The organism is Salipaludibacillus sp. CF4.18 (assembly GCF_051262595.1).
GTDB classification, from domain to species: domain Bacteria; phylum Bacillota; class Bacilli; order Bacillales; family Salisediminibacteriaceae; genus Salipaludibacillus; species Salipaludibacillus neizhouensis.
The window spans coordinates 1-17521 of record NZ_JBIMEV010000073.1; the positions used below are offsets into that span (position 1 = coordinate 1).

The following is a 17521-nucleotide window of genomic DNA, read 5'->3' on the forward strand; positions in this document are numbered from 1 at the left end:
CCATGCAACTCAAAATAGTGTTTTTTTAAATAAGTATAATCAGGGCCAACAACAGGATTTGCATGGGTAGCGAGTTAATTTGTGATTACGCTAATTATAAAATAACCTAAATGTAATAAAACAACAATTAAATATATATTATTAAAATGATAACGTACGTTTGAACTGTGACTGTTAAACGTCAAAGTAACAAACAACCAAAGCCTCTACTCCCTTTATGGGAGTAGGGGCAATTTTTATTTCAGGAGGAAGTTAAAATGAAAAAGTATGAGAGCACAGAACAGTTAGCCTGCCATTAGTAGATATTGTGAAGGAGGTAAAAGAGCAGCCAGCTAAGAGAGTGAACATTGTGAGTGTCAAGTTGGTTCGAGAAGCAAGCTTGTTGTATAAGAACCGAAGAATTGCTAGTCCGAGTGATGCTTGGGAGTTGTTTAAGGAATATTTAGATGGCGTTGATCGTGAGCATTTTGTTGTAATGGCACTGGATACGAAGAACCAACCTACAGCCATCCATACGTGTCACATTGGATGGCTCAATGCGAGTATTGTTCACCCTAGGGAAGTCATGAAAGTAGGTATTTTAAGCAATGCAGCGTCACTCATTCTTGGTCACAACCATCCGTCAAATAATCCAGAACCAAGTCAGGAAGACATTGCTGTAACCAAAAAATTGATAGAAGCAGGCAAGATGATGGGCATTGAGATATTAGATCATGTAATCGTTTGTGATGAATCGTTTGTATCATTAAAGGAAAAAGGGCTATGTGTAAGTTAACCATGGGGGAAGCAGAAGAATTATTTGTGACATATTTAATGAGGCAAGTGATGTTTTCAAAGCAAGAATTAAGATCTCTTACTTGGGAAGCTAACATGTTTTCAAAAGAAGAAGTAGACGAAGAAATGTTTCCACCTCATTTGCTGGAATCATTGCAAGAGTTGTTTTTGCTTTCTTGTGCAATGCATGAGGATGCAGAGAATCTGAATTGGGTGTTTAGTCTTGTAAAACGTGGAGATGAGGATGGCTACATTGGATGGGCAATGTGTCAGGAAATCAATCTAGGAAGCCCACCTGTTTGTATTCGTCATGATAGAACTATTTTCGAAATAGAAGGAGAGTGAAACAATGACAAATGTTCATGTCATAAAACTCAATGGTCAAGAATGGTTTCGCAGAATCCTTCGCTAGAGCTCTTAAAAGCATACCAAATTCGGCTGATTAAGAATTACTCCGAAACTACATGGAATATCTTGAGCGATTGAACACAGAGTGACGCCAAAACTATACGTAATCTTACGAAAAAACTTTGGTAACTTAAGTGTGATGGAAATCTACAAAAACCATAGAATCCTATGTCAATGATGTTCAAGGCTTCCAATCCTATTTGGAGTAGCGAAAGAACGGTGGATGCTCTTTCAGAGGAACAATCATCTAAAAGAATATAAACCTAAAAAAATCACAAATAAATCTATAAATGTAACCGTTTCCAAAGTTGCGAAAGTCCCTTACAATTATAATAACATCTAAGGAGAAGGGGGGATGACGATGTATAAAATTATAAAAAAAATTGCTCTTAGTTTAGATCGGCTGTTAGAAATTTTTGCCTTAATGACACTGTCGATAATGGTAATTATTGTAACGGTACAAGTGTTTACTAGAACTATAGGAAACTTTGTTTATTTCTGGTCTGAGGAAGTCACGCTTCTATTGTTGGTTTGGACAGCTTTTTTGGGAATTGCTATTGGTTTTAGAGAAAAGTTGCATCTATCCATGGATTCGGTTACACGTCGGATATCACAGTCTGCGCAAAAAAAAGTTTCAAAGGTCATTACAATCACTGTGTTTATATTCGGGCTGTACTTGGTGATCTACGGATGGCAATATACGGAGTTAATGCATGCTAACACACTAGCAGCTACGGGGTTGCCAAGAAGTGTTCAGTATGTGATCGTGCCAATAACAGGAGTACTGGTTTGCATTTATTCTTTTCTACAAATCGTTGGGATCGAAACACGAAGGCATCCAGAATCAGATGATGAGGAAGAGGTGAGTTAACGATGTTAGGAATCTTAGTTTTATCTATCAGTTTTATCATATTGCTATTATTAGGTTTTCCGGTTGCCATAGTTCTTGTAGGTTCTACTCTGATAACAATGTGGGTGTTGGATATTTCTTTAGCAACAGCTGTACCTAATTTAGTTCAAGGAGTAAACTCCTATACTTTATTAGCTGTTCCGTTCTTTATCTTAGCTGGCCAGCTGATGGGTGAAGGTGGATTGTCTTTACGTCTAATCAATATGGCACAACTCTTCGTTGGAATGATTCGTGGTGGTTTGGCCATGGTAAACTGTTTTACTAGTTTATTATTTGGTAATATATCTGGTTCAGCAGTAGCCGACGTGTCATCCATTGGATCTGTGATGATTCCGATGATGAAAGAGAAAGGTTACGATAGTGATTACACAGTTGCAGTAACAGCGGCAAGTTCCATTCAAGGGGTGATTATGCCACCGAGTCATAACATGATTTTATATGCCCTAGCGGCTGGCGGAGTTTCCATTTCTTCTTTATTTCTTGCAGGCATAGTCCCGGCATTTATCATGTTGATTGGATTAATGGCTATGTCCTATGTGATTGCACGTAAAAGGAATTATGAAAAAGGAGAGCCCGTTCCACTTAAAAAGGCACCGAAAATCCTTTTAGATGGTTTTCTTTCTTTAATGACTGGAGCAATCATTCTAGGCGGGATTTTTTCAGGGAAGTTTACTGCGACAGAATCAGGGGCAATTGCTTGCTTATATGCATTTATATTAGTTTTTTTCGTTTATCGTGAAATCCCACTTTCCAGAATGGGTTTAATTATGAAAAAGACGTTTAGAACTGTTTCGATGGTGTTGTTTTTAATTGCTGCATCTAAAGCTTTTGCTTTTATTTTAGCGTATCTACAAATTCCGGGAATGGTAACAGATCTTTTCTTAATGGTATCTGACAATCCTGTTGTGATTATGTTAATTATCACGGTATTATTACTAGTATTAGGTGCACCGATGGATATGGCACCTTTAATTTTAATTATGACTCCAATTCTTTACCCGATTACGGTAGGAACATTAGGAATGGATCCGATTCACTTTGGGATTATTATGATTTTGAATTTAGGTATTGGATTAATTACGCCGCCTGTTGGTACGGTATTGTTTGTAGGTTGTGCCTTAGGAAAAATTCCGATAGAAAAAGGAGCGAAAGCATTAATTCCATTTTACTTAGTACTGGTTGCTATTTTATTGCTGTTAACATTTGTTCCAGGTATTGTCATGTGGCTTCCTAACAAATTCGGATAAATAATGTAACAATCTAAAAAAAACACAAAAAAATATAATATTAGTCACCTATTAGTGAAAGCGTTTTCAAATTACAATGAAGATAGATTTAAAAAACACATTAAAAAAGGGGAGGTAAATTTTTATGAGTAAAAAGTGGATATTATTAAGTGTAGCAACGTTACTGGTAGTTTTAGTATTAGCAGCGTGTGGTGGTGATTCGAACGTCAGCCAGGAGGATCCGGAAGCAACAGATAATACAGCTAATGAAGAGGGAAATAATGAAGCAGGAAATAATGAAGCGGAGCCAGCGGAAGAGAAGGAAAGCTATCAATTCCGATTAGCTGAAACGCATGCTCCAGATTATCCAACGACTTTGGCTGATAAGCATTTTGCGGAATTAGTAGGTGAGCGTTCTGATGGCCGGATTACCATTGATGTGTTTCCTTCTGCGTCACTTGGTGAAGAGTCAGCCGTACTTGAGCAAGTTCAATTAGGATCGATTGATTTCACAAGAACAAGTGCAGGTCCTATGGCGGAGTTTAATGAAGATTTTGGAGTATTCAGCTTACCGTATATTTTTGATAACGATGACCATTTATGGAACTTTCTTTCAAGCGAGCATGGTGATAACTTATTGATGAGCTTAGAGAGTTCTAATATGATGGGCTTAGCATACTACAGTTCAGGTGCTCGTCATTTCTACTCATCTGAACCTATCAATAGTCTGGAAGATTTAGAAGGTCAAAAAATCCGTGTCCAACAAAACGCTATTAATATAGACTTAATGAATGCACTTGGAGCAAGTGCAACTCCGATGGATTTTGGGGAAGTATTCAGCGGGTTACAAACAGGAGTTATTGATGCAGCTGAAAATAATTATCCAAGTTATTATTCTACGAGACATTTTGAAGTTGCCCCCTACTATATTTTAGATGGTCATCAACGCGTTCCTGAAGTACTTGTTGCTTCTTCTAGTACGTGGGAAATATTAGATGAAGAAGATCAAGAACTTATTAAACAGGCAGCGACAGATTCCATTGATTTTCAAAGAGAAAATTGGGCAGAGTTTGAAGCGTTTTCTGAAGAAGAGGTTCGAGCTGCGGGTGCGACAATCGTTGAAGTAGACGATGTATCCGTGTGGCAAGAAGCAGCCAGTAGCGTAATTGACGAGCATGGTGAACAATATAGAGAAGTATTAGATGCCATTGAGTCTGCTCGTTAAAATGAATATCACATACCTATTAAAACAAGAGGCCCGCATCTTTATGTGAGCCTCTTGTTAGTTATAGAAGAATCTACTATGATCATAGATATAGAGGACCGTTTTTTACTATAATACACATATAGTAGGTGGAGAAATGTCGCATAATTTTAGAGAAAATAAAATAATTAGGTTTTTTCTAATGATGGATCGCCCATTGTTCCAAAGGATGTTAGTTATTTTTACGGTAATCGTAATCGTACCTTTAATTACGGTAGGGGCAATTTCTTATATACATTCTTCCAATGAATTACAGGAGGAAGCAAAAGAATACAACTCGCTAATCATTGAACAAGTAAAAACGTATATAGAGGATTATATATGGGATTATGAAATCAGTACGTTAAAAATCGTCAATCATCCGGATACAATCGAATTTTTAAGAATGAACAGTCATGAGGAAATTGAGGAGAGCGGGATTACCCAATCGATTATAAATGTACTTAGAAACGAGGCATATTCGCAATCAGATATTGCTAATATCACGTTAGTTGTTGACGATATTTCGATTGTTGATTCGGCTGGAATCGCTGACGAATCAACAGCTGCTTCTTTAAGACAGACACCCTGGTATTATTCCATTACTGGCATGGCTAGGCCTACGATCATTAGTCGAGTGATTGATTGGCATGGAAAAGAACGGTCGGTCATTTCCGTAGTTAAAAGGATTGTGAACCCACATACGTTACAGCCTTTTGGGATGCTCATTATCGATTTGAATTATCAACGTGTAAATGATGTTGCCAGAAAGATCAGTCCTGGAAATACTGGTTATTTCTTTATCACTGATCAAGAAGGTCATTACATATATCATCCGAATTCACAAAAAATTGGAGAAGAGTATAATGAAAAGCATTGGCAGGAAATCGAGGACAAGCAAAGTGGCTCCTATGTTAGTTCAGACAAAAATCCTGACTTAATCACATATAGTGAATCTGAGCAGTTAGGCTGGACGCTTGCGACAACCATTCCATATCATGAAGTTACCCAAGGGATTGAATATATAAAAAAAATTATTCTTAAAACAATCGTTATTTCTCTTATTATAGTAATTGTTATTGGATACAGCTTTTCATCGAACCTATTACGACCTATTAGAAGACTTAAGGATTCCGTTAGTTGGGTGGATGAAGAAAATTTTTCGCTAAGGGTGCCCGTGGAATCGAAAGACGAGATTGGTCAACTTACCGAGGGATTTAATAACATGATGGACAGAATCTCTTCTCTCGTACAGGAAGTGTATATTGCTCAAATAAAAGAAGCAGAATTACAGTTACTTCAAAAGGATACCGAATTAAAGGCCCTTCAGTCGCAAATGGACCCTCACTTTTTATACAACTCGTTAGAAACAATTAGAGGCATGGCATTGGAAAGTAACAGGGATGATATCGCGACAATATCTGCTTCTATGGGGAAACTCCTGCGTTATAATTTGAAAGAACAGTCCAAAGTGGTAGACATTAAAAATGAAATAGAAATGAGTATGCTATATTTGAAGATTCAAAAATATAGATTTAATGAGAAAATAGAATATCAAATCAACATGCCAGAATGGTGTTGGAGACAAAAAGTTGCCCGATTTTCTTTACAGCCGTTAATAGAAAACGCTGTCATCCACGGTGCAGAACCAAGTACCGCGCCTATTGTTATTGAAGTGACAGCAGAAAAGGATTCTGAAAATACCTTTGTTTTATTAATCAAAGATACAGGTGTAGGAATGACAAAAGGTGATAAGAAGCTGCGACGTATTGATTTAAAGCAAAAGGATGTTTCTAATGGAGGATCCCACATTGGTATGGTTAACGTACACCGCCGTAATCAACTTGTTTTTGGAGAGGAATTTGGGCTGGTAATTAAGAAGTCTGACAAAAGCGGAACTACTATTGGTATTTGTCTTCCATATGAGGAAATGGAGTGATAACATGTATAGCATTTTGTTAGTTGAAGATGAAAAGTGGGTACGTACAGTCATTCGTAAGGTGATTGAAAAAACGAATCTTTCCTTTCAAGTAGTTAAAGAAGTCGCTCACGGAATGGAAGCATTAGATTGGTTAAAGGATCATAGCGTTGATATCATTTTAACGGATATCCGAATGCCTGTAATGGATGGGCTGGCTTTGACAAATCAAATAAGAGATAAAGAAATCTGCACAGACGTGATTGTTATAAGCGGCTATGATGATTTTGAATATGCCCAACAAGCGCTTCGAATGGGGGTTTTTGACTATTTGTTAAAGCCATTAGAAGAGGAGGATATGAAGAATTGTCTAAAAAAATGGCTGGCTGATAACGAAACAACTCATGAAGTTGAAGAACGTACGGAAACAGAGATAAACGAAGAGATTTCCACTACAGAGCAGGTGATTCGTCTTATTGAAGATTCAATGCCAGGTGGTGTAAGTTTGAAGGAAGCTGCTAAAAAAGTCTATCTTAATTCAAGTTATCTAAGTCAGCTTTTTAAAGAAGAAACCGGAAAGAACTTTAATGAGTATGTAACATCACTCAGGATGAAGGAAGCAGCCACTTTTCTAACGCGAACGTCCCTGCGAATTTCTGAAGTGGCTGAAAGACTAGGCTATTCAGACATTGCTTATTTCACCAATTCTTTTAAAAAGTTTTACAAGATGACTCCATCCAATTATCGGAGGCAACATAAAAAAGTTTAAAAGGTTTGGTGATTACTCGTTCCTGACAAATAAACGAAAATAGCCTCCCATTTCATTTCTGAAAAAGAAGACTACTCTATTCTTTCACTTGCATATTCTGCTAGCCTACTTACCGCTTCTTCTAATGGAGGCCGTTTTTCATGATCAGCTATCATGATTGTCCATTCTTCTACTTCTTCATCAGGAACTATCAAATCAAATCCATTTAAAGATAAAAAAGTAAAGGCTGCTAAATAAGAGGTCCTCTTTTTTCCGTAAAAGAAACAATGTCCACTTGCATGATAGAAATGGTAATCATCCGCTTTTTCATAGATTGAGGGATACGCCTCATGATCTTGAAAACCTGACTTCGGTAGGCAAGGGTGGCTTCTAACTTCCCTTTTTCTTATTAGAAACTATTGAATAAGAGCTCTACGATGTCTTACGAATAAGTATTATTGTATAAGGAAACTAATAAGACCACCACACTGCAGGTCAAGTATGGTGATGTGTGCCACCTGATATTGAAGAATATATCAATGATGAACAGCATGAAGTCTTTTTATGTACCTCATAAGGTCCATACATAGGTAAACATAGAGAATATATTGAGGGGCTTGACGATTCCTCCGCGGAACGGTGGGGTAAAAAGCTGGAACTCTCTCTGCTGTACTTTTAAGGCAGCCAAGATCTATAAAGGTAGTAGCAGGAAATGATCAGAATCTTTTGACAAAATTCGACGTTTTTATTATAATAACGTAATATTATCCCTATTATAATTGTCGGTTTAAAGTTAAAAAGAGTCTAATTTGAAAAGAACGTGGGAGCTGTTTGTTTTGAATACAGAAAAATACCGTTTAGGCATTGATATTGGAGGGACATTTACCGATCTTGTCCTTTTAAATGAAGCAAGTGGTGATGTGATTAGTCTTAAAACTCCAACTGTCGTAGAACATCCCACGCAAGGGATTGCAAATGGGTTACAAATCTTGCGTGAAAGAGGGATTGATCCATCTACCATTCATTATTTTGTGCACGGTACAACCATAGGCTTGAATACTATCATTCAAAGAAATGGCGCGAATCTAGCGTTGTTTGTTACGGAAGGCTTTCGAGATCTATTTACGTTGCAGCGTCTTCGTCTACCGATCCCGTATGACTTTCGTTCGCGGCACCCTGAAGCCTTTATCCCTCGTAAATCGGTATTTCCGATTCGTGAGAGATTAACGTTTGATGGATCTGTTCATCAAGAGCTTGATATGGAAAGTCTCGATACGGCGATTGAAAAAGCACATGATGCTGGGGTTGATGGGATTGTAATTTGTTTTCTACATAGTTATGTCAATCCATCACATGAACAACTGGCCGCAGAAAGAATTAAAGAAAGGTATCCTAATATGGAAGTGAATATGTCGTCTGAGCTTTGGCCGCAGATGAGAGAATTTGAACGGGCAGTGATGACGTCGATGAACTTATATATTCACCCGAAAGTGAGTGAGCACTTCCACTCATTGGAAAAACGCTTAAAAACGGAAGGAGTGGCTGCGAAACCACTTATTACCCAATCAAATGGTGGCATTATGGACGTGAAAACAGCGATAGAACAGCCTGTTAAGACGCTTTTTTCTGGACCGGCAGCTGGAATCATCGGTGCGTTACAAGTAGCCGAATCTGCCGGGATAGAAAATGTGATGACATTTGACGTTGGTGGAACGAGCGCGGATATATCGATTATCCATGAGGCTCGCCCAACTTACACCTCGGCCAATCAGCTTGGCGGATTTCCCGTGATGCTTCCGGCTGTTTCCATGTTTTCGATTGGGGCAGGTGGCGGATCGTATGCGTGGATTGATAATGGTGGACTGTTAAAAGTCGGACCAGATTCCGTAGGATCGGAACCAGGACCTGCTTGTTATGGTATAGGCAACAAAGCAGCTTTAACCGATGCATTTTTATTATGCGGGTACTTGAATCAACGCCGTTATGCTGGTGGGGGAGTAGCGCTTCATGTCGATCGATCTGATGAGGCACTTAGCCCGATCGCAAACCATTTGCAGCTTGATGTCAAAGAAGCAGCGGACCGAATGATTAGAGTGGCAATTGCGAATATGTACGCAGAGATGAGTACAATTATGGAGCACCAAGGATTTGACCCTCGAGAATTTACGTTGCTTAGTTTTGGTGGGGCTGGACCTGTGATGGCAAACTATTTAGCGGAAGAAATTCAAGCGAAGAATGTGCTCGTTCCGCCGCTTCCGGGTACGCTTAGTGCCCTTGGTGCTATGACGGCTGATTTTATCCATGATGAAATGAAAACACGTCATGCTTTACTACATGATATCCCAATGGACTCGTTACGTAATGATTTCAGTGTTTTGGTCGACCAAGCGAAATCATGGTTGGAAAACCAAGAGAGAACAGATATTACTAAAACAGAGTTGAACCTCTCTATCGATGCAAGATATAGAAACCAAGCGTTTGAAATTGAACTTCCTATCCAGTCTGATTGGCTTGAAACGGATACACATGAGCAGATTGTTCAATCATTCCATCGGTTGCATCAAACGCAATATGGCCATCAGGATCCAGAAGCGTTTCTGGAAATCATCAATTTACGGGTGAGAATTGTTGGATATACACCAAAACCATCATTACAGACTTTGTCTCGTACGAAAAAGTCCCCGGAGCCTGTTGAATATCGGACGTTAGTTATCTATGGAAAAAGAGTGACAGCACCGATTTATGAACGGAGTACGTTCCTAGCAGGAGACATTGTGCAAGGACCTGCCGTAATTGAGCAAGATGATACGACGGTGCTTGTGTTAGATGGCTGGGAAAGTAAAACCGATCAGCACAGTAATTTGATTTTGCAACGAGTCAAAGGGGGAGATGGAAAATGAGATCTGATCCTGCAACACTAGAAATTATGAGAAGCTACTTTAATGCGATTGCGAGCGGAATGGGACATGTCATTGAGCGAACGTCCTATACGACATTTGTCAAAGAGTCGGCCGACTTTGCGACGGCATTAGCGGCGCCAAATGGTGATTTTTACGTGTACCCTCGCTCAGTTGGTGTGACGATTTTTTTAGGATTAAGTCTGAAAAAAGCGATAGAGGCGTGTGAACCATTTGAGGAAGGGGACATCATCATTACAAATGATCCCTATACAACGGATGGGTTAGCGACGCACTTACCAGATGTTCATGTTTTTAAACCGATTTTTGAGAATGGTCAAATCATTAGTTATGCGTGGGCATTTGTGCATTGTAGTGATGTGGGAGGATTGGTTCCGGCAAGTATTTCTCCTCTTGCGACAGATATTCACCAAGAGGGGTTGCGGATTGCGCCTGTCAAATTGTATCGCCGTGGCGAATTGAACAAAGACGTGAAGTCATTCTTAGATGCCAATAGCCGTGTTCCTCAGTTGAACTTTGGTGATATTAATGCGATGGTGGCAGCGGTCAATACAGCGGAAACGCGAGTGTTAACGATGGTTGAAAAGTTTGGCGAGGAATCTACGTTTCATGCGATGGAGGACTTGCTTGAGCAAGCAGACATGAGATCACGGCAAGTCATTAAACAAATTCCAAATGGGACGTATTCTTTCCATGATTATTTGGATGATGATATGGTATCAAATGTCCCTATTCGATTAGCTGTCGATATGACCGTTGATGGTGATGAGTTGATTTTTGATTTTTCACGATGTGATCCTCAAGTTCAATCAGCTTTTAACTTGGTGACAAATGGAACAAGGCATTCTTTTTTGCTACAAGGATTCATTAATTATATTATAAGTGCGGATCCATATATTCCGATAAATGGAGGGATCCTTCATCCCGTTAAGGTGATTGCTCCAGAAGGCACCGTTGTTAATCCAATCTACCCAGCGGCTGTCGGGATTCGTCATAGTATTACAATGAGGCTTTATAATGTGATATTAGGCGCACTATCTCAAGCTTCTCCAGAAACGGTTCCGGCAGCAGGTGCTGGCCAGGCCGCGATTGTTGTCCTATCAACACCTGATGATTTAACGGGGACGAGTAATGTAGCCGTAGTCCAGCCACTAGGTGGAGGTGGAGGGGCTCAACGTGACATGGATGGTGTCGATGGGATTGATCATGCGTCTGGATTTTTGAAAAATACGCCGATTGAAAGTCTTGAACAGCATATTGATATTCTTGTTCATCGTTATGAACTGCTTCCAGACACTGCGGGGCCAGGATCTCACCGTGGCGGACATGCAATTGGTCTCGACTTTGAAATCATCAAACCCGATTCCCTCGTGACCGCACGGGGAATGGAGCGACTCCGTTTCCAACCATGGGGATTAACAGGGGGACAAGCGGGTTCGTTAGGCTCTGTCTCTCTCTATGAAAATGGCAGTGATGAACAAACCCCTATCGAGAAAATTAGTGTCTTGAAGCCGAATATTGGTGATATTGTCAGCTTTGCCTCGCCAGCTGGTGGCGGTTGGGGCTCGGCGTTTTTGCGAGAGCCACATTTGGTGTTAAAAGAAGTAGAAGATGGGTTACTAAGCATCGACAACGCGAAAAAGCAGTATGGGGTCATCATTGATTCCAATGATGACCACAACAGCTTAGCTATTGATCAGATAAAAACAGACAAGGTTAGACAGAAAACAACGACCAATCAAGAGCTTTTTTGGGATTTTGGTGAAGCTAGAGAAACGTATGAAACCCAATGGACTCTTGAAGCGAGCGATACATTAGCGAAACTTTTACAAGCCCTTCCGCCTCGACAAAGATGGTCTCGGAAACAGAAGATTCATCAATATGTCAATGAGAATGTGGCAGAGCAACCATTAACGAAAGAAATAATCGAACAAATATGGGGAACATTTACTAATAACATATGAAAGGGGCAAAAACATGAATAAGACAAAGCAATTATTTTTGTTGGTAATGCTTGTAATCGTTGTGTCGATGATGGTTGCTTGTGGCAATGATGCAGCGGAAGAAAATGAAACTGGAAACGATGGAACAGCTGAGCTTGAAGCAACAGATGAAGTAACGATTGGTGTTTACGGTGGGAATTGGGAAGAAGATATTCGCGATATCGCACTAGATGAATTTGAGGAAGAAACTGGTATTGAAGTGAACGTCGTGGCTGGTGCGGATGCAGAGTGGTACTCGCAAATTCGCGCATCAAATGGAAATGATCCTATTTATGATGTGTTAATTCTTCAGCCAGATACGATCGAACGGGCGATGGTATCTGACTTGTTGGCTCCTTTAGCAAGTGAACATGTCCCGAACATTGCAGATATCGCTCCATCAATTAATGAACGTTTTACAAACGAAGGAGAGGTTTATGGCGCTGGTTTTAGTATGGGACAATTAGGAATTGCTTATCGAAGAGATTTAGTAGAAACTCCACCTGAGAGTTGGTTAGATCTGTGGGATGAACAATACAAGGGGTCACTTGGCATTTCTTCGCCAACCTATTCAGCTGGACTGCAGTTTTTCTCAGGCATTGTCCATGCATTAGGTGGCGAAGAATCAAATCCTGAAGACATTGACCGCACGTTTGAAAAGCTTGCCGAACTGAAAGAAAATACCGTAGCTTATCCTGATAATCCAGGATCGATTCAAACGTTATTAGAACGTGGAGAAATTGTTGCTGTACCATTCTGGGATGGTCGCGTATTTGGTTTAGAGGAAGCCGGTCTCGATGTTGGCTTTACGTATCCAGAAGAAGGTCCTGTTGCTGCCCTCGCAAGTTGGGTTGTCACAAAAGGTAGTCCGAACTTAGCAAATGCCTATGAATTAGTCGACTATTTATCAAGCCCTGAAGTGCAAGGTGAATTTGCGGAAAGATCTTTCTATGGCATGGCTAATTTAAATGTCGAATATAGTGAAAAGTTAGAGGAAAGAATCCAAGTCGGTGAAGAATTTTACCAAGAGTTGAAGTGGGTAGATTATGAAACGGTGACACCTAAACTATCAGAAATAACTAACCGATGGACCGAAACATTTGGAGGCGAATAGTGAGTATTTCAGTTAGGCAGATCAGCCAAGATTTTGGAGGGAATATTGCTCTTGAACAAGTAGATTTGGACATCCATGATGGAGAATTTTTCTCTTTGCTTGGTCCGAGTGGTTGTGGAAAAACAACGCTTTTGAACATTATCGCGGGGTTCCTAGAACCAACGACAGGTTCTGTTTTTATTAATGGTGATGATGTCACAAACCTCCCACCGTATAAACGGAAGATTGGCATGGTTTTTCAAAACTATGCCCTCTTTCCACATTTAACTGTGTTTGATAATGTCGCATATGGGCTTAAGGTGAAGAAGTTATCAAAAAAAGAGGTGCGTAGGAAAGTAGAAGAGTCATTAGCGTTAGTTCAACTCGAAGCATTTCAAGAACGAATGCCGAAGCAATTAAGTGGCGGACAACAACAGCGGGTGGCCATCGCACGTGCACTAGCGATTGAACCGTCTGTTCTCTTGCTTGATGAACCGTTAAGTAATTTAGATGCCAACTTACGTAAGGACATGCAAACAGAATTACGATTGCTGCAGAAGCGAATTGGCATTACTACGGTTCTTGTGACGCACGATCAAGAAGAAGCACTAAGTTTATCTGATCGAATAGGCGTCCTCGGCCAAGGGCATATTCGCCAAATAGGGTCGCCATTAGACGTGTACCGTAAGCCGGAAAACGAGTTTGTTGCCGGGTTTATCGGACAAGTGAATTTGCTTTCTGTGAAAAAAGTTGCGAGTGAAACGGATGATAATAAAACAGTTTATCAGGCAGAAAATTTCACCATGAGTGAAAATGAACCGTTGAAACTTGCGATGAACAAGGGATCTGAACTAGAAGAAACGACGTCGCTTATGATGTTACGACCTGAACGAATCAGGGTCGTAGCGGAATCGTTAAACGAATTGTATAACAGCTGTAAAGTAACGGTTGTTCAAGTAAGTTATATTGGCAGTTCCGTTCGATTAACCGTGAAATTACAAGGGAAAGGGGAAATGCTGATACTAGTTCCAGATCCTGTATTTCACGTACCACCTGAGCCTGAACAAGTGATTACTATCGCTTGGAATAAAGAAGACTTGATCCTAATCAATCAAGAGGAGACATCTTCATGATGAAAAGGTTTTATCAGAATCAGAAGAATAAAGGCTTTTTTTGGTTGCTTCTTTGTCCAGCGGTGGTATTTTTAAGCTTGTTTTTAGTCATCCCTATTCTTATGTTAGCTGATTTGAGCTTTAAAGACGTTGATCCATACTTAAATCCGCTAGATACTTATAGTTTCGCTCAGTATATAACCGTGTTTGGGTCAACGACTTATTTAAAAACAACGGGAGTCACGATTGTGGTTGCGCTAGTGACAGCGATTATTACAGTGACCCTTGCCTATCCAGCCGCTTATATTCTTGTCAGCGCAAAAAAACAATTCGTTCGGAGTACGTTGTACATTTTATTGATCACCCCACTACTGACAAGTATGGTCGTCTTAAGTTTTGCGTGGATCGTTCTGTTATCTCAAAATGGGTTAATCAATCATTTGCTGTTGCGGCTAAACTTAATTGAAGAGCCAATCTCGATGCTGTGGAATTTAAAAGCAGTTGTTATTGCTTATGTTCAAGTTCTGCTTCCATTTGCTGTCTTACCGTTAGCAACTTCGCTCGGCAGTATTGATCCTGCTTTACAAAAGGCATCGATGAGTTTAGGCGAAAATCGGTTTAAAACGTTTCTTCGCGTCACGTTACCATTATCGGTTCCTGGCTTGATTGCAGGATTTCTGATTGTGTTCTCATTAGCTGCGGGGAGTTATATTACCCCATTGTTAATAGGTGGAAGGCTTCAACCATTGTTACCATTAACGATTTATCAACAAGTCGTACAAATATTTAATTTACCTCTTGCAGCTGCTTTGTCATTTACGTTACTCATTGGTGTCGTGACGGTGGTTGGCGTACTTGTATGGCTACTGAACCGTTGGGAGGTTAGATTGAATGGGAAATAAAACGAGTAAGCGTAAACGAAAGGTCGATATAGGGGCAATTACTCTGTGGAGCATTGGCATTTTTATCTATATTTTATTAACGATTCCTGTGTTGGTCATCGTCCTCTCAGCTTTTAGTCCCAATCCTTATCCTGAATTTCCACCATCGAGTTTTTCGCTAAGATGGTTTGGAGAAATTCTTGGTAATACAGAATGGCTAGAGGCGTTATGGACAAGTTTTTTATTGATGATTATTGTGACACCAATAACGGTTATTCTTGGTACGGGTGCGGCATATGCAATCACGAGACTTGATTTTCCAGGTAAGCAATTATTTCAGTCGGTCATGATGTCACCACTGATGATTCCGCACGTTGTCTTAGGGATTGCCTTTCTATATCAAGCAACAGCAATGGGATGGCTTGGACAAATTACGGGGCTCTTATTAGCCCATATTGTCATTGCTTTTCCCTATGTTGTTCGGACAGTTGGCGTGAGTGTTTCGGGTCTAGATCCTGCGCTTGAATCTGCATCGATGAGTCTAGGAGCTGGTCCTGTGCAGACATTTTTTAAAGTCACCTTGCCGTTAATTAAACCGGGAGTCATGGCGGGATCGGTGTTTGCAGCAGTAACGTCCTTTGGGGAGGTTTCAGTAAGTGTTTTCGTATCTTCGCCTCAATGGATAACGGTGCCGGTCCGTATTTTCAACTATATTGACCAAACATTTGACCCGACGATTAACGCTATTTCCGTTATCTTTATCTTGGTCTCCGTTGTCGCGTTGATTATTATCGAAAAAACATTAGGGATCACAAAAGTGTTTTAACTTTGTGACCTTGAGCGAGGTAAGAAAAGACATAAAACGGAAAAGATAACAAATCAAAAAAAGATCAGATCTGAGTATACGATTTTTACTTTACTAATTAATAAGTCCTTTTTATTCCGAGCTTTAGGGGTAAGGGGGCTTATTTATTTATATGCATTGATTTGTATAAAGTTAACAAGAAGGTTTGTTTTAATTTAGGTTCAGTCACTAGCATAACCGTGGTAAAATAACAATATATGTTACTCGTCTTGTTTTTAATGACTGAATTCGAAAGATTTGTAGCAGGCAAAAGAGGCTCGAATCGAAAAGAGTTCACAAAGAGGGGTAATTCAAACTATATGCAAGAGATCTCATTTTTCTAAAAAAAGTCGCGAATTCGAATGAAATAATTTTGGTTTTTAAAACTTTCGAAATTTATATAGATGGTTAGAAGGGATGTGTTAATAGTAGATGGATAGGAACATGCAAAAGGTAGATATGATAGAAGTATTAGAGAACATGTCTGAACCTTGTTATTTTTTAAATTCTAATTGGGAATTTCGATTTATTAATAAGGCAGCCGAACCAACTTTTTTGATGAACAATATAAAGACAAAAGAAGAACTGATTGGGAAGAATTTTTGGAGTGTTGTCCCTCATTATAAAGATACATATGTACATGAAAATTACTTAAGAGCTTACGAAGAACAAAAGTCAAACGTATTTGAATTGATATCATTCTATACAAACCGATGGATTGAAGTAAAGTTAGTCCCTAATAAGAACGGGATATTTATAACCTTTCGTGACATCGAAGATAGAAAGGAAAGTGAAAAGCAACAGCAATACTATGATCGATTAAGAATCATCGGTGAAATGGCAGCAGGTGTCGCTCATGAAGTAAGAAATCCAATAACGACAATCAAGGGATTTTTGCAGTTGATGGTTGAAGATGAAGAAATGGGTAAATACAAAAGTAAGAATATGTTGATGATTGATGAGGTAGATCGTATTAACGATATCATTACTGAATTTCTTGATATAGCTAATGATAAGCCGAAAAAAGTTGAGTACTGCAGTTTAAACGAACTAATAAAGGCAATTTTACCTTTGCTTGAAACGAGAGCAATAAAAGAAGGTAAATTGCTTGTACTAAAATTATCTACTATCACTAACTTAAATATTGATAGAAATGAAATCCGACAGCTTCTATTGAATTTGATCAATAACTCCTTAGATGCGATGGATTCAGGAAAAGAAATTCAAATTTTGACTTATGAAGCCAAGGGTAAAGTCGTTCTATCGATTATCGATCAAGGACATGGCATCCCCGCTGACGTCATTGATGATATTGAAATCCCTTTTTTTACAACAAAAGATAATGGAACCGGTTTAGGGATCCCTATTTGTTTCTCCATAGCCAAAAGAAATAACGCCACCATCGATTATACGACAAATCGTAAAGGAACAAGATTCAATATCCGCTTCTAAAATAAAACAAGG

Annotated in this window: 15 protein-coding genes; 14 read left to right on the plus strand and 1 reads right to left on the minus strand. The window is 39.4% G+C overall.

Annotated elements, in window-relative coordinates:
- Positions 1-289 precede the first annotated feature (289 nt).
- The 7 genes from ACHABW_RS23430 (at position 290) to ACHABW_RS23460 (ending at position 7248) form a co-directional block, all read left to right on the plus strand.
- Entirely contained in the window at positions 290-775 is a 486-nt protein-coding gene (locus ACHABW_RS23430; RefSeq protein ID WP_435759140.1) for a JAB domain-containing protein, read from the plus strand.
- Positions 763-1119 carry a hypothetical protein gene (locus ACHABW_RS23435; protein WP_435759117.1) on the plus strand — a complete coding sequence of 119 codons (357 nt, stop codon included), beginning with the start codon at positions 763-765 and terminating at the stop codon, positions 1117-1119. Before ACHABW_RS23430 ends, ACHABW_RS23435 begins: the two co-directional genes overlap by 13 nt.
- 424 nt (positions 1120-1543) lie before the next feature.
- Positions 1544-2053 carry a TRAP transporter small permease gene (locus tag ACHABW_RS23440; RefSeq protein WP_435759119.1) on the plus strand — a complete coding sequence of 170 codons (510 nt, stop codon included), beginning with the start codon at positions 1544-1546 and terminating at the stop codon, positions 2051-2053.
- A gap of 2 nt (positions 2054-2055) precedes the next feature.
- Positions 2056-3339, plus strand: a complete 1284-nt coding sequence (locus ACHABW_RS23445; protein WP_435759121.1) for a TRAP transporter large permease — start codon at positions 2056-2058, stop codon at positions 3337-3339.
- 124 nt (positions 3340-3463) lie between these two features.
- A complete protein-coding gene (locus tag ACHABW_RS23450) occupies positions 3464-4543 on the plus strand; it encodes a TRAP transporter substrate-binding protein (RefSeq protein WP_435759123.1) in 1080 nt (359 codons plus the stop codon).
- Between the two features lie 136 nt (positions 4544-4679).
- On the plus strand, positions 4680-6500 hold the full coding sequence (locus ACHABW_RS23455) for a sensor histidine kinase (RefSeq protein ID WP_435759125.1): 1821 nt from the start codon (positions 4680-4682) through the stop codon (positions 6498-6500).
- Between the two features lie 4 nt (positions 6501-6504).
- Complete coding sequence (locus ACHABW_RS23460) at positions 6505-7248, plus strand: response regulator transcription factor (protein WP_435759127.1); 744 nt, start codon at positions 6505-6507, stop codon at positions 7246-7248.
- A 71-nt stretch (positions 7249-7319) separates the two neighbouring features.
- Here the strand turns inward: ACHABW_RS23460 and ACHABW_RS23465 are convergent, their stop codons facing one another.
- A complete protein-coding gene (locus ACHABW_RS23465) occupies positions 7320-7442 on the minus strand; it encodes a hypothetical protein (protein ID WP_435759129.1) in 123 nt (40 codons plus the stop codon).
- Positions 7443-8063: 621 nt separating this feature from the next.
- On the opposite strand from ACHABW_RS23465, the gene ACHABW_RS23470 reads away from it, so the two are divergent.
- The 7 genes from ACHABW_RS23470 (at position 8064) to ACHABW_RS23500 (ending at position 17509) form a co-directional block, all read left to right on the plus strand.
- Entirely contained in the window at positions 8064-10127 is a 2064-nt protein-coding gene (locus ACHABW_RS23470) for a hydantoinase/oxoprolinase family protein (RefSeq protein ID WP_435759131.1), read from the plus strand.
- Positions 10124-12109 carry a hydantoinase B/oxoprolinase family protein gene (locus tag ACHABW_RS23475; RefSeq protein ID WP_435759132.1) on the plus strand — a complete coding sequence of 662 codons (1986 nt, stop codon included), beginning with the start codon at positions 10124-10126 and terminating at the stop codon, positions 12107-12109. Before ACHABW_RS23470 ends, ACHABW_RS23475 begins: the two co-directional genes overlap by 4 nt.
- Before the next feature lie 13 nt (positions 12110-12122).
- Positions 12123-13241 (plus strand): ABC transporter substrate-binding protein, encoded by a 1119-nt coding sequence (locus tag ACHABW_RS23480; protein ID WP_435759134.1) that lies wholly within the window; start codon positions 12123-12125, stop codon positions 13239-13241.
- A complete protein-coding gene (locus ACHABW_RS23485; protein WP_435759142.1) occupies positions 13238-14353 on the plus strand; it encodes an ABC transporter ATP-binding protein in 1116 nt (371 codons plus the stop codon). The genes ACHABW_RS23480 and ACHABW_RS23485 overlap by 4 nt, the downstream gene beginning before the upstream one ends.
- Positions 14353-15234 (plus strand): ABC transporter permease, encoded by an 882-nt coding sequence (locus tag ACHABW_RS23490; protein WP_435759144.1) that lies wholly within the window; start codon positions 14353-14355, stop codon positions 15232-15234. The genes ACHABW_RS23485 and ACHABW_RS23490 overlap by 1 nt, the downstream gene beginning before the upstream one ends.
- Positions 15224-16039: an ABC transporter permease gene (locus tag ACHABW_RS23495; protein ID WP_435759136.1), complete on the plus strand. Its 816-nt coding sequence runs from the start codon at positions 15224-15226 to the stop codon at positions 16037-16039. The genes ACHABW_RS23490 and ACHABW_RS23495 overlap by 11 nt, the downstream gene beginning before the upstream one ends.
- Before the next feature lie 462 nt (positions 16040-16501).
- Positions 16502-17509, plus strand: coding sequence for an ATP-binding protein (locus ACHABW_RS23500; protein WP_435759138.1), 1008 nt, complete (start codon positions 16502-16504; stop codon positions 17507-17509).
- The last annotated feature ends 12 nt before the right edge of the window (positions 17510-17521 follow it).